This window comes from Streptomyces boninensis (assembly GCF_048572725.1).
Lineage (GTDB): Bacteria > Actinomycetota > Actinomycetes > Streptomycetales > Streptomycetaceae > Streptomyces > Streptomyces boninensis.
Genome location: NZ_CP183837.1, coordinates 4,118,764 through 4,131,853, shown reverse-complemented (window position 1 = coordinate 4,131,853; position 13,090 = coordinate 4,118,764). Strand labels below are relative to the sequence as shown.

12 protein-coding genes are annotated in these 13,090 nt (G+C 70.8%); 3 read left to right on the top strand and 9 right to left on the bottom strand.

Annotated features, from left to right (window positions below; genetic code table 11):
- Window positions 1-11: 11 nt before the first annotated feature.
- Together ACNNMR_RS18680 and ACNNMR_RS18675 are read right to left on the bottom strand one after the other, a co-directional pair.
- The gene (locus ACNNMR_RS18680; RefSeq protein WP_419995766.1) at window positions 12-1,928 is read right to left on the bottom strand and encodes an AMP-dependent synthetase/ligase; all 1,917 of its coding nucleotides are present in this window, start codon (window positions 1,926-1,928) and stop codon (window positions 12-14) included.
- A gap of 34 nt (window positions 1,929-1,962) precedes the next feature.
- Window positions 1,963-3,264 carry an acetyl-CoA C-acetyltransferase gene (locus tag ACNNMR_RS18675; protein WP_419995765.1) on the bottom strand — a complete coding sequence of 434 codons (1,302 nt, stop codon included), beginning with the start codon at window positions 3,262-3,264 and terminating at the stop codon, window positions 1,963-1,965.
- Window positions 3,265-3,341: 77 nt separating this feature from the next.
- On the opposite strand from ACNNMR_RS18675, the gene ACNNMR_RS18670 reads away from it, so the two are divergent.
- Both ACNNMR_RS18670 and ACNNMR_RS18665 read left to right on the top strand, forming a co-directional pair.
- A complete protein-coding gene (locus ACNNMR_RS18670; protein ID WP_419995764.1) occupies window positions 3,342-4,679 on the top strand; it encodes a 3-oxoacyl-ACP reductase in 1,338 nt (445 codons plus the stop codon).
- 11 nt (window positions 4,680-4,690) lie between these two features.
- On the top strand, window positions 4,691-5,560 hold the full coding sequence (locus ACNNMR_RS18665; protein ID WP_420000404.1) for a MaoC family dehydratase: 870 nt from the start codon (window positions 4,691-4,693) through the stop codon (window positions 5,558-5,560).
- Between the two features lie 114 nt (window positions 5,561-5,674).
- On the opposite strand, the gene ACNNMR_RS18660 is transcribed toward ACNNMR_RS18665, so the two are convergent.
- The 5 genes from ACNNMR_RS18660 to ACNNMR_RS18640 all read right to left on the bottom strand — a co-directional run bounded on the left by ACNNMR_RS18660 (window position 5,675) and on the right by ACNNMR_RS18640 (window position 9,358).
- Window positions 5,675-5,863: a DUF5999 family protein gene (locus ACNNMR_RS18660; protein ID WP_419995763.1), complete on the bottom strand. Its 189-nt coding sequence runs from the start codon at window positions 5,861-5,863 to the stop codon at window positions 5,675-5,677.
- 235 nt (window positions 5,864-6,098) lie between these two features.
- On the bottom strand, window positions 6,099-7,088 hold the full coding sequence (locus ACNNMR_RS18655) for an adenylate/guanylate cyclase domain-containing protein (RefSeq protein WP_419995762.1): 990 nt from the start codon (window positions 7,086-7,088) through the stop codon (window positions 6,099-6,101).
- The gene (locus tag ACNNMR_RS18650) at window positions 7,085-7,534 is read right to left on the bottom strand and encodes a universal stress protein (RefSeq protein WP_419995761.1); all 450 of its coding nucleotides are present in this window, start codon (window positions 7,532-7,534) and stop codon (window positions 7,085-7,087) included. The genes ACNNMR_RS18655 and ACNNMR_RS18650 overlap by 4 nt, the downstream gene beginning before the upstream one ends.
- A gap of 109 nt (window positions 7,535-7,643) precedes the next feature.
- A complete protein-coding gene (locus ACNNMR_RS18645) occupies window positions 7,644-8,858 on the bottom strand; it encodes an acyl-CoA dehydrogenase family protein (protein ID WP_419995760.1) in 1,215 nt (404 codons plus the stop codon).
- A gap of 35 nt (window positions 8,859-8,893) precedes the next feature.
- Window positions 8,894-9,358 (bottom strand): SCP2 sterol-binding domain-containing protein, encoded by a 465-nt coding sequence (locus ACNNMR_RS18640; protein ID WP_419995759.1) that lies wholly within the window; start codon window positions 9,356-9,358, stop codon window positions 8,894-8,896.
- Window positions 9,359-9,443: 85 nt separating this feature from the next.
- Here ACNNMR_RS18640 and ACNNMR_RS18635 point away from each other — a divergent pair, with 85 nt between their 5' ends.
- Window positions 9,444-10,109: a TetR/AcrR family transcriptional regulator gene (locus ACNNMR_RS18635; RefSeq protein ID WP_419995758.1), complete on the top strand. Its 666-nt coding sequence runs from the start codon at window positions 9,444-9,446 to the stop codon at window positions 10,107-10,109.
- A 19-nt stretch (window positions 10,110-10,128) separates the two neighbouring features.
- Here the strand turns inward: ACNNMR_RS18635 and ACNNMR_RS18630 are convergent, their stop codons facing one another.
- Window positions 10,129-11,424 (bottom strand): PucR family transcriptional regulator, encoded by a 1,296-nt coding sequence (locus tag ACNNMR_RS18630; RefSeq protein ID WP_419995757.1) that lies wholly within the window; start codon window positions 11,422-11,424, stop codon window positions 10,129-10,131.
- Window positions 11,425-11,434: 10 nt separating this feature from the next.
- Window positions 11,435-12,643: a PucR family transcriptional regulator gene (locus ACNNMR_RS18625; RefSeq protein WP_419995756.1), complete on the bottom strand. Its 1,209-nt coding sequence runs from the start codon at window positions 12,641-12,643 to the stop codon at window positions 11,435-11,437.
- Window positions 12,644-13,090: the final 447 nt, after the last annotated feature.

The following is a 13,090-nucleotide window of genomic DNA, read 5'->3' as shown; positions in this document are numbered from 1 at the left end:
ACCGAAGCGGCTCACCCCGCGTAAAGCGCCTCCACCTCGTCCCCGTAAGCCGCCATCACCGCATGCCGCTTGACCTTCAGCGACGGTGTCAGCATCCCGTTCTCCTCGGTGAAGCCGCCGTCGATGATGGTGAACTTGCGGATGGACTCCGCCTTCGACACCGCCTGGTTCGCGTAGTCGACCGCCTTCTGGACGTCCGCCAGCAGCTCCGGGTCCTCGCGCAGCTGTGACAGTGGGGTGTCCTTGGGGCGCTTGCGGACCGCGAGCCAGTGGTCCATCGCCTCTTCCTCCAGTGTGACCAGCGCGCCGATGAAGGGGCGCTTGTCGCCGACCACCATCACCTGGCCGACCGGGGGCTGGCTGCGCATCCGGTCCTCCAGGACGGCCGGTGCGACGTTCTTGCCGCCCGTCGTGATGAGGATGTCCTTCTTGCGGCCGGTGATCTTCAGATAGCCCTCGTCGTCCAGCGACCCCAGGTCACCCGTCGCGAACCACTCGTCCTGCTTCACCGCGCTCGTCGCGTTCGGGTTGTTCCAGTACGAGCCGAAGACGATCCCGCCCTTGATCAGCACCTCACCGTCGTCGGCGATCCGGACCGAGGTGCCGGGCACCGGCTGGCCGACCGTCCCCGGGCGTGGCTGCAGCGGCGGGATGATCGTGGCCGCCGCGGTCGTCTCGGTGAGGCCGTAGCCCTCGTAGATGACGACCCCGGCCGCGTAGAAGAAGAGGTTCAGGTCGCGGTCCAGCGGTGAGCCGCCGCTGATCGCGTAACTCAGCTTGCCGCCCAGCTCCTTGCGGATGCGGCGGTAGACCAGCAGGTCGTACAGGCCCCAGGCCGCGGTCAGGCCGAGCCCCGGGCCCTTGCCGGTCTCCAGGAACTTGTCCAGATACGCCTGGCCGAACTTCACCGCGATGTTGTGCGCCCGCTGGAAGGACGACCCGCGGCCCATCTTCTCGGCCATCGCCCGCCCGGTGTCGTGGATCTTCTCGAAGAGATACGGGACGCCGATGACGAAGGTCGGCTTGAAGGTCTTGAACTCCGGCCGCAGCTCGTCCGGCTTGATCGACGGCCAGTGGCCTATCTGGATCTTGGCGGAGAGACAGGCGATCTGGATCGTACGGCCGAGGATGTGGGCGAGGGGGAGGAAGAGCAGCGTCGACGCCTCCTGGCCCGTCACCTCGCGGAAGACCGGGTAGAGCAGCTCGATCGTGTTCGACGCCTCCGCGTGCAGGTTGCCGTGCGTCAGGACGCAGCCCTTCGGGCGGCCCGTCGTGCCCGACGTATAGACCAGCGTCGCGATCGTGTCCGGCGTAAGCGAAGCCCGGCGCTTGGTCACCTCCTCGTCCGTTACGTCCCGCCCCTGCGCCGCCAGCGACGCCATCGCGCCATCGTCCAGCTGCCACACCTGCGGCGCCTCCGGCAGCCCGGCCACCGCGTCCGCGACCGTCGCCGCGTTCTCCGGGGTCTCGCAGACCAGGTGCATCGCGCCCGAGTCCTGCAGGATCCAGGTGATCTGCTCGGCCGAGGAGGTCGCGTAGATCGGGACGGTCTGGCCGCCCGCCGCCCAGATCGCGAAGTCCAGCACGCACCACTCGTAGCGGGTACGGGACATCAGCGCGACCCGCCCGCCCGGCTGCAGCCCGGCCGCGATGAGGCCCTTCGCCGCCGCGGTCACCTCCCGCGCGAAGGTGTCCGCGGTGACCGGCCGCCAGCGGTCGCCCTCCTTGCGGCGGATGACGACCGCGGACGGGTCGTCGGCGGCGTTCGCGTACGGGATGTCCGCGACGCTGCCCGATGTGGCCGGGGCGACCAGGTGGGAGGCGCGCGCCTCCCGCACCACACCGTCCTCGCGGATCAGCTCCACGGTCACCCGGTCGGCCAGGTCGCCACGCTTCTTGGCGGTCTTGAGGTCTTGACGTACGCCCATCGTCTGCTCCTTCAGCTCCGCTGTGGTCGGTGGATCAGCGCTCCAGTACGGCCGTAACCCCAAGGCCGCCCGCCGCGCAGATGGAGATCAGGCCCCGTACCGGCTCGTCGGAGCCCTGCGAGCGCTCGTGCAGCAGCTTCGCCAGCGTCGCGACGATGCGGCCGCCGGTGGCGGCGAAGGGGTGGCCGGTGCCGAGGGACGAGCCGTTGACGTTCAGCCGGTCGCGGTCGACGGTGCCGAAGGCGCCGTCCAGGCCGAGGCGGTCCTTGCAGAAGGCAGCGTCCTCCCAGGCGGCGAGGGTGGCCAAGACCTGGGATGCGAAGGCCTCGTGAATCTCGTAGAGATCGAAGTCGGCGAGCTGCACACCGGCGGCCTCGACCAGCCGCGGCACGGTGTACACCGGCGCGGTCAGCAGCCCGTCCCGCCCCTCCACGAAGTCCACCGCTCCGGTACGGGCGAAGCTGACGTACGCCAGCACCGGCAGCCCGTGTGCCTCCGCCCACTCCTCGCTCGCCAGCAGCACCGTGGAGGCGCCGTCGGTGAGCGGGGTGGAGTTGCCCGCGGTCATGGTCGCGGCGTCGCCGAGGTCCTTGCCGAAGACCGGCTTCAGCCGGGCCAGCTTCTCCGGCGTCGAGTCCGGCCGCAGGTTCTCGTCCCGTTGCAGGCCCCGGAAGTGCGTGATCAGGTCGTCGAAGAAGCCGTTCTCGTACGCCGCCGCCAGCCGCTGGTGGCTGGCCGCCGCGAGCTCGTCCTGCGCCTGCCGCGCGATGCCCCACTCCTTGGCCGTACGGGCCGCGTGCTCGCCCATGGAAAGGCCGGTGCGCGGCTCTGCGTTCTGCGGCATGTCGGGCACGACGTGCTTCGGCCGGACGCCGGTGAGCGCGCCGATCCGCTTGCCGAGGGTCTTCTGCCGGCGGGCCTTGAGCAGCAGCTTGCGCAGGTCGTCGTTGACGCCGAGCGGCGCGTCGCTGGTCGTGTCCACGCCGCCCGCGACGCCGGCCTCGATCTGGCCGAGGGCGATCTTGTTGGCGACGAGGATGACCGCCTCCAGGCCGGTCCCGCAGGCCTGCTGCACGTCGTACGCCGGGGTGCGGTGGTCGAGCTTGCTGCCGAGCACCGTCTCCCGCGCAAGGTTGAAGTCGCGGGCGTGCTTGAGCACGGCACCGGCGACGAACTCGCCGAGCACCTCGCCCTGCAGGCCGTAGCGATCCACCAGGCCGTCGAGGGCCGCGGTGAGCATCTGCTGGTTCGAGGCGGTCGCGTACGCGCCGTCCGAGCGGGCGAACGGGATCCGGTTGCCGCCGATGACTGCTGCACGGCGCGGGCTGGAAGTCATGTGACAGCTACTCCTTGTGGCGCGGGCTCGCTAACTTTACTCTTCAGTAGACTTACTCAGCCGTAAGGAGGATTGCAATGGCCGATCGCTACCAGAAATTCACGGCCTCGGGTCCCGGAGGCTTTCTGGCCAAGCGACTTGGCCTGCCGCGCCCGGAGTCGCTGCGCCGTCACCAGGCCGGGGACCCGGTCGCCGCGGGCCCCGTCGCGGTGGGCGGGCCGGAGGGCGGGCGGCTCGGGAAACCCGTGCGCGAGCTGCTGGAATCCCTCGGCGTCGAGGTCGCGGGCGAGGGCGGCAGGCCGCATGCGCTGGTCTTCGACGCCACCGGCATCACCGCCAGCGAGCGGCTCGTGGAGCTGCACGCGTTCTTCCACTCCCGGATCCGGTCGCTCGCCCCCTGCGGGCGCCTTGTGGTGTTGGGCACACCCCCCGAGTCGATCACCGGCATCCGGGAGGCGACCGCCCAGCGCGCGCTGGAGGGCTTCGTCCGCTCGGCCGGCAAGGAGCTGCGCCGCGGCGCCACCGCGCACCTGCTGCACGTGGAGCCGGGTGCGGAGGGCGCGCTCGAAGCGGTGCTGCGGTTCGCGCTGTCGGCCCGTTCCGCGTACGTGTCCGGGCAGGCGCTGCGGATCGGCGCGGCGGGCACGGTCACCGCCCCCGCCGACTGGGAGCGGCCGCTGGACGGCAAGACCGCGCTGGTCACCGGGGCTTCGCGGGGCATCGGCGCGGTCGTCGCCGAGACCCTGGCCCGGGACGGGGCGCAGGTCGTATGCCTCGACATCCCGGCCCAGTCCGCGGACCTGAAGGCCGTCGCGGCCCGCATCGGCGGCACCGCGCTGGAGCTGGACATCACCGAGGCCGCCGCGGACAGCCGGCTCGCCGGGCACCTGAGCGCCAAGCACGGCGGCGTCGACATCGTCGTCCACAATGCCGGGATTACGCGGGACAAGACCCTCGGCCGCATGGACACCGCCCGCTGGGAGTCCGTGATCGGCGTCAACCTCGCGGCCGTGGAGCGCATCAACGCCCGCCTGCTGGACGGCGATGCCCCGGTGCTGCGCGACGGCGGCCGGATCATCTGCACCTCGTCGATCAGCGGCATCGCGGGCAACGTCGGCCAGACCAACTACGCGGCGAGCAAGGCGGGGCTGATCGGCCTCGTGCAGGCCCAGGCCCCCCTCGTACAAAGCCGTTCCATCACGGTCAACGCCATCGCGCCCGGCTTCATCGAGACCCAGATGACCGCCGCCGTCCCGCTCTTCATCCGCGAGGCAGGCCGCCGCATGAACAGCCTCAACCAGGGCGGCCGGCCGGTCGATGTCGCCGAGGCCGTCGCCTTCTTCGCCTCCCCGGGCAGCGGGGCCGTCAACGGCCAGGTGCTGCGCGTGTGCGGCCAGGCCCTCCTGGGAGCGTGAGCCGCGTGGCGATGCAACGACCCGACGCGATGGTGCAGACCCCGGCGCCCCGGCTGCCGGTGCTGTACGCGAAGGCGCTGCTGCCCAAGGGCCGCGGCGGCGCCGGCGGTGCGGTGCCGGTCAGGGGCCTGGTCCGTACCGGAATCGCCGCGGACAAGCGGCGGCTGCTGCGGTACGCCCAGGTGTGCGGGTTCAAGCCCGGCGAGCAGCTGCCGGTGACGTATCCGCACATCGTCGCCTTCCCCATGTCGATGCAGCTGATGACGGCGCGGGACTTCCCGTTCCCGATGCTGGGGCTGGTGCACATCCGCAACCGGATCGAGCAGCTGCGGCCGATCGCCGCGGACGAGCGGCTGCGCTACGAGGTGTGGGTGAACGAGCCGTACGAGCACCCCAAGGGCGCGGCGTTCGAGGTGGCGGCGCAGTGCACGACGACGGCGGGTGAAGTGGTGTGGCGGGAGGTGTCCACGTATCTCAGCCGCGGCGGCCGGGGCGGCGGGGCGAAGGGCCCGGCCCTGGCGGCGGCGCCGGAGCGGGACGACGGCTGGTCCACCTCGCAGTGGGAGATCCCGGGGAACACCGGCCGCTCATACGCGGCGGTCTCCGGCGACCGGAACCCCATCCACCTGAGCCCGCTGACGGCGAAGCTCTTCGGCTTCCCGAAGGCGATCGCCCACGGCATGTGGTCCAAGGCCCGCAGCCTCGCGGAGCTCGGCGACCGGCTGCCGGACGCGTACGCCGTGGACGTGTCCTTCAAGGCGCCGATCCTGCTGCCGGCCTCGGTCGCCTTCAGCTCGGGCCCGGTGCGCGACGGCGGCCTCGGCTTCCGGCTGGAGAGCCGCGGCCGCGAGCACCTGTGGGGGAGCGTGGGAGAGGTCTAGTGGCGGTCTAGTACGGGAGCGGCCGGCCGGACGGGGTGCGGAGGTCCGGCTGGGGCGTCGTGGTCTTCCGTACGGGGCGGCGGAGCTGCAGCTGTCTCATGGTCGGCACCTCGCTTACGCGGCCACTGGGACGCGGCGTTCGGCGGATGTGATGTGGGCGGGCACCAGTTCGCCGAGGTCGTCGAAGACGATGGTGCCGTTGCACAGGAGGCTCCAGCCCTGTTCAGGGTGGAAGGACACGGTGCGTGCGGACGCGTGGTCACGGTGGTCGGCGGGCGGGCACTGCGGTTGGTGAGTACACATGATGCACCTCTTGGATCCTCTTCTTCTTACGGTGTGGTTCGGAGCTAGTACTCGGGTAGACCGGTCCTGAACTTAAAACTCATCGCTCTTTTTTGTCTCTTCCAGAGTCGTACCCCAGCGGGGGACCCCACATCGGGAGACTGCCCCATCTCTGTAGGTACGGGGTCTTAGATCTGTAGTAGGTACGGCACAGCGCGGGCTAAGGCGCCTCAGTGCGCCCCGCCCGCCTGGCCGTTCAGCGCGCGCGACGTCGCAGCAGCACCGGGCGCAGCCGGCTGTAGCCCCGTACCGAGACAGGGCGCAGGGGGCGCAGGGTGAGCTCACTGGTGTCCGCGAGGCGCTCGGCGCACTCGGTGTCGCACAGGACCGTGCCCGGGCGGGCCACGGAGGTCAGCCGGGCGGCGGCGTTGACCACAGGGCCGTAGACGTCGCCGTAGCGGGAGAGCACCTGGCCGTAGGCCAGCCCTGTACGCAGCTGCGGGATGCCGTCGGGGAGTTGGGCGCCGCCGCGGGCGGTGAGGTCGAGCGCGATGGCGGCCGCCGCGGCCGGGTCCGCCGCGGTGAAGAGGACCTCGTCGCCGATGGTCTTCACGATCCGGCCGCCGTGGTCGGCGACCACGTCGCCGGCCGCGGATTCGAAGAGGTCGAGGATGTGGCTGAGCTGGTCCTCGGACAGGCCGCGGGTCATGCGGGTGTAGCCGACCATGTCGGTGAAGCCGACGGCGAGCCGGCTGGCGGCGGCGGGTTCGTCGGGGGCGGCGAGGGCGCGGCCCGCGTAGGCGGCGAGATGGCGGCGCCAGACGTGGTTCTGGAGGCGTTCCAGCTCGGGCAGCAGCAGCTCCACGAGCTTCGCGAACTCCTCGTCGTCCGCCTGGAGTCCGGGCTGCCGCTCCAGCCAGGACCAGATGGTCACCACCTGCCACTCGGCCAGCCGGGACAGGTGGTGGCCGAGCTGCCTGGCCATCATCATCTCGCTGTCCGCGGTGATCAGACCGGCGTCGATGAAGCGCTCGCCGGCCGCCAGCGCGGACACGTCGCCGTCGGTGAAGGCGACTTCGTCCTCGGGCGTTACGGGAAAGCCGAGCGCGCGCCAGATCGCCTGGGTGCGGTCGGCGGGGACGCCGGATTCGTCGGTGACGTCGGCGCGGGCGTAGCGGCGGCGGCCGCCGAGGAGGATGGACTCGATGCGCTCGCGCGCATCGTCCGTGCCGTCCTCCGGGGTCATGTCGTGTGGACGATCAGCACGTCGGTGCCGGAGCGCCGCGCCACATCCGCCGGTACGGACCCGAGGAGGCGCCCCGCCAGCGAGCGCAGGCCGCGGTTGCCGACCACGACGAGGTCGGCTGCGGCGTCCTGCCCGGCCCGTACCAGGGTCGGCACCGGCTCACCCTGGACGGCGATGGTCTGCAGGTCCACCGCGCCGTGCGCGAGGGCGCGGTCGCGGGCGGTCTGCAGGGTGTCCTCGGCCGGGGCCGAGCCGACGATCTGGTAGGCCTCGTCGCCGAGTTGGTCCTGGGCGCGGGCCATGTCGCGGCCGCGCATCGGGTAGTACGCGCAGACGATGACGAGCTTGGCTTGGCTGTCGGCTGCCAGTTCCGCCGCTTTGGCGACTGCCGCGAGGGACGACTGCGAGCCGTCCGTGCCGACGAGGATGGTTTGGTACGCACTCATTCTCATGGCCTCCTGAAGAAGCCCGCCGCCGCGGCCGCGGCGGGAAGTGCGGAGGGGTCCGGGGGCGGCAGCCCCCGGTCCCCCTTCCTTGGTGGAACGTGGCCGAGCGCTAGCGGATGTGCTTGCCGGAGATCGCCCGTGCGATCACCAGCCGCTGGATCTCACTCGTGCCCTCGAAGATGGTGTAGATCTTCGCGTCGCGGTACATCCGCTCGACGGGGTGCTCGCGGGAGTAGCCCGCGCCGCCGAGGATCTGGATGGCCTTCTCGCTTGCCGATACGGCCAGTTCGCCGGCCCGCAGCTTGGCCATCGAGCCCTGCCCGGCGTCGAAGACCTGGTCGTTACGGGCCATCCACGAGGCCTGCCAGATCAGCAGCCGGACGGCCTCGATCTCCGTACGCATGTCGGCGAGGGAGAACGCGATCGACTGGTTCTCGATGATCGGGCGGCCGAAGGCCACCCGCTCGCCCGCGTACTCCAGCGCGTACTCGTACGCCGCCCGCGCGATGCCCAGCGCCTGCGCGCCCACCGTCGGCCGGCTGACCTCGAAGGTGGCCATCGCCGCCTGGCCCTTGGCCTTGTCGCCGGAACGCGCCCGCGCGAGCCGCTCGTCGAGCTTCTCCTTGCCGCCGAGCAGGCAGCGGCCCGGGACCCGTACGTCGTCGAGGAAGACGTCCGCGGTGTGCGAGGCGCGCAGGCCCAGCTTCTTGATCTTGCGGTTGCCGACCAGGCCCGCCGTGCCCGGCGGGACGATGAAGGCGGCCTGGCCGCGGACGCCGAGCTCGGGGTCCACGGAGGCCACGACGACGTGCACATTGGCGATGCCGCCGTTGGTGATCCACGCCTTCTGGCCGCTGAGCACCCACTCGTCCTTGGCCTCGTCGTAACGGGCCCTGGTGCGCATCGCGGACACGTCCGAGCCGGCCTCCGGCTCGGAGACGCAGAACGCCGCCACCTTCGGGTCGTTCTCGTCGCCGAAGCACTCCGGCAGCCACTCGACCATCTGGTCCGGGGTGCCGGAGGAGAAGATGCCGGCGGCGGCGAGAGAGGTGCCGAAGAGGGCCATGCCGATGCCGGCGTCGCCCCAGAACAGCTCCTCGTTGGCTATCTGGAGGGACAGCCCGGTGTGGTCGGCGAAGAGCTCGGCCAGGGACTCGAAGCCGTAGAGGCCGATCTTCGCGGCCTCCTGGATCACCGGCCAGGGGGTCTCTTCGCGCTCGTCCCACTCGCTCGCGGCGGGCCGTACGACGTCCTTCGCGAAGCCGTGCACCCATTCGCGCAGGTCCCGCTGCTCCTCGGTGAGTTCGAGGGAGAAACCAGCCATGTCGTTCGTGCTCCCTGTCTTATCTGTACGGGGCCTCAGGCCTTGGGGATGTCGAAGAGGCTCGGCAGCTTGGCCGCGAGGCCGACGTCGCCCGCCACCTTCAGCTTGCGGGTCATGAACATCGACACCGGGCTGCCGTTGCCGGACACCAGCTTCAGGAACGCGGCGTCGCCGAGGACGAGGGTCACCCGCGGCTCGCCCTCGGTGCGGCCCTCGGTGATGGTGAGCTTTTTGTCGGCTATGGCCGTCTCGTAGACGATGTCGCTGTCGCCGGTGATCTTCCAGCGGATGACGGCCTTGAGCGGGCCCGCCGCGTCCGGGCGGAACTGGCTCTCCATGCGCTGGAAGATCTCGGCGGCGATGCGGCGGCGGAGCGCGTCGTCGCCGCTGAGCTCGTCGATCTCCTTGTTCGAGAACCCCTTGACGAGCTTCGCGAACTCCTCCGGCGAGACGCTGGCGAAGTCGAGGCTCTCCAGCTCGGCCTTGGTCTTGTCGGCCATCAGCAAACACCCTTCTCAGTGTTCTTACTCTGGAGTAAACTTACTCAGGAGTTAAGTTAGCCGTTGGACACGTAAGGTGGCAAGGGTGAGTGGCACACGCAGGAGACGACTTCCCCGGCAGGTCCGGGAGCAGCAGATCATCGACGCTGCGGTGCAGGTGTTCTCCAAGCGCGGGTACCACGCCGCGGTGGTCGATGAGATCGCGGACCTCGCAGGGATCTCGAAGCCGATGGTGTACCTGTACTTCGGCTCCAAGGAAGGCCTCTTCATCGCCTGCATCAAGCGTGAGGGCGAGCTGCTGACGCATGAGTTCCAGCAGGCGGCGGCCGTCGAGCAGGGGGCCGATCAGCAGTTGTGGGCGGGGCTTTCCGCGTTCTTCTCGCATGTGGCCGCCAACCGGGACGGCTGGATCGTCCTCTACCGGCAGGCCCCCGAGCAGGGCGGCGAGATCGCGGCCGAGGTTGAGCGGCAGCGTGCCGCCGTGATGACGGCGGTGACGGGCCTCGTGGGCGCTGGGATCCACGGCAGCGACAGCAGCGCGGGGCTGGGCGATCAGGACGCGGAGTTCGTGGCGCATGCTCTGGTCGGCGCGGCAGACTCGCTTACGGGATGGATGGCCGACCACCCGGACGAGGCCCCCGACCGGGTCACGCTGCGGCTGATGAACATGGTCTGGGTCGGCATGCGACAGGTGCTCGCGGGCGAGGTGTGGACGCCCCCGGAGGGGGCGGCGGAGCCGGTCGAGGGCTGACCTCACGCCCGCACCGACCTCACTCCCGCCCCGGCAGCGCCCTTAGGTGCGCCCGCGCCACCGAATCATCCGCGCGCGCCGGAGGTACGCGATAGCCACCGCGGCCCCGCAGTTGCAGGGCCCGTAGCACCAGCTCCAGGGAGAAGCGGGCGTCCGGGTCCGTCAGTTGGGCGCCGAAGGCCTTGTCGAGGTTGCGGAGACGGTAGCGGACCGTTTGCGGGTGGAGGTGCAGCAGCTCGGCCATTTGCACCGCGTTTCCGCGGGTGTCCAGCCACGCCCGCAGGGTGTCGATCAGGCGGTCGCGCTGGTTCGGGGTGAGGTCGTCGAGCGGGGACAGCCGGCGGCGGGAGAGCAGCTCCAGCAGCGCCGGGTCGGAGAAGAGCCAGAGCGTGACCAGGTGATCGTCGGCGTAGGTGTACGGGTGCTCCGGCAGCACGCCCGCCTCGACCAGCGCGAGGGTGCGGCGCGCCCACCGCAGCGACTCGGGCGCCGCGGCCAGCGGCACCGTCACCCCGATCGCGAAGCGGACGTGCGCGGGCGTCGCCCGCAGCAGCGCGCGGCGGTCGTCGTCCATCGGGCCGGGGATGAGCCCGTGCGGCTGCGGGTCGTCCAGGTCCAGCAGCACGTCGTCGGAGATCGCACCGCGGTCGGGCTTCTTCTCCGCGCTGTACGCGATCAGCGTGACCTCGTCGGGCAGCGGCCAGCGGGCCCGTTCGGCGAGCTCCGCCAGCGCCGCCCGCGGCGCTGCCGGGCCCTGCAGGATCATCGCGAGCAGCCGCTGCCGGTGGGTGTCCTGCCCGTTGTCGAGCTCGGCCCTGGCCTCCAGATAGCCCTCGCGGGCGACATCCACCAGCTCGTCCATGTACGCGAAGAGCGCGTCCGCGAAGGCCAGCATGAGCGTGGTGGAGTGCCCGTACCGGCGCGCGGTCCGCTTGGCGCGGCGCAGCGCCACCCGGGCGCCGATCCGGAAGGTCGCCTCCATGGTGTCGAGCTCCCGGCCCTCGTACGCCTCGAAGCGGCCGAACATCCGGCACACCTTGTCGCGCTGCGCCGTCGGGGTGTCGGGGGAGGCCACCTTCTCCACGAAGGTCGCGAGGTTCGCCTCGACGATCAGCGGCACCGCGCGGGCGTACGGGCCGTCCAGCACCTGCGCGTACTCGGGGATCGAGCGGCGGATCTCGGCGATCGTCTCCTGGATCAGGCTCGGCAGCTCGGGCCGCATGATCGCGGCGAACTCCGCGGGCAGCGACCCGAAGGTGCGGGTGAGATCAGCGCGTACGGGACGGGGGGTGCCGGGGGTGCCGGGGGTGCCCATGACAATCCACTCACCTTTCCGCGGCGCGGCTGCGCAACTGGAGGGCACGCAGCACCAGTTCGATGGTGAAGCGGCGGTCGGGGTCGGTCAGCTGGGTGCCGAAGGCCTTGTCGAGATTGCGGAGGCGGTAGCGGACGGTCTGCGGGTGCAGGTGCAGCAGCTCGGCCATCTGGACGGCGTTGCCCCGGGTGTCGAGCCAGGCCCGCAGGGTGTCGATCATGCGGTCGCGCTGGTTCGGGGTGAGGTCGTCGAGGAAGGTGAGCTGGCGCCGGGCGAGCGCGTCGGTGAGCTTCGGGTCGGCGAACAGCCAGAGCGTGACGAGGTGTTCCTCGCAGTGCGCGAAGGGCCCCGCGTCGATGATCCCGTGCTCCGCGAGCTGCAGCCCGCGCCGCGCCCACCGCAGCGACTCCGCCGCCTCTTCGAGCGGCACGGGCAGGCCGACGGCGGCGCGGACGGTGTCGGGCGAGGCGTCCATGAAGGCGCGGCGGGTGGCGTCGATGGGGGCCGGGCAGAGGGCGTACGGCTGCGCGTCCTCCAAGTTGACCAGCATGTCCGGGGTCATGGCCGCCCGGTCGGGCAGCCGGCCGGGCGCGTACGCGATCAGCGCCACCTGGTCCGGGATCTCCCAGCGGGCCCGCTCGGCCAGCTCGGCGAGGGCCGAACGCGGGGTGGCGGGCCCGGCGAGGATCAGCTCCAGCAGCCGCTGCCGCTGGCTGTCCTGGCCGCCCGCCATCTCGGCCTTGGCCTCCAGATAGCCCTCGCGGGCGACATCCACCAGCTCATCGACGTACGCGAACAGCTGGTCGGCGAAGACGATCATGAGGGTGGTGGAGATGTTGTAGCGCCGCGCGACCTTCTTGCCGCGGTGCAGCGCGAGCCGGGCGCCGATCCGGAACGCCGCCTCCATGGTGTCCAGGCCGCGGCCCTCGTACGCCTCGAAGCGCCCGAACCGCTGAAAGGTCTTGTCCCGCTGGATGGTTGACGAGCGCGGCTCGCCGACCCGCTCCACGAAGGTGCTCAGCGCCTGCTCCACGATGAGCTGGATCACCTTCCCGTACGGGCCGTCGTGCAGCACCGCGTACTCCGGGATGGTCCCGCGGATCTCCGCTCTCACCTCTTGGATGAGGCTGGGAAGCTCCGGGCGCATAATGGCCGCGAACTCCGGCGGCAGCTGCCCGGCAGGGTGGTTCGTCTCCGCCGCACGCATCGCGATCGTCATGGCAAATCCCCTCACTGCCGGCGATACGGTTGTCACCTGCCGGCCGGGCTGCGGCGGGGGCGCGCCCGGACATGACGACCGTTCTTGCCGGTCACTCAAGTGATCATTCGGACCTCTGAGCACCTAGCACCGTAGAGCAAGTGGGCGAAGAGCGCAGTACTCACTGCTCACATCTGACAGCACTGCGTTCACTGCCCTCCATAGGGCGCACCCGGCTGAGCCCTAACGTCAAGGGGCGGGGTGGCGATACGTGCGCGGAGTGATGACGTTCGGGGTGTTCTTGCGCGTCAGGTGATGAAGTATGCGAGGTGCGGTGAGCCGCGGGGCCGCGTTCCTGCGCACCCACTGAGCAAGCGCTCGGACGGCAGCTCGGCCGCATGGCGTGCTCACTTCCGTACGAGAAGAGCCCCGGGAATTGCTGCCGAGTGGATAAGGGAATTCACTCGT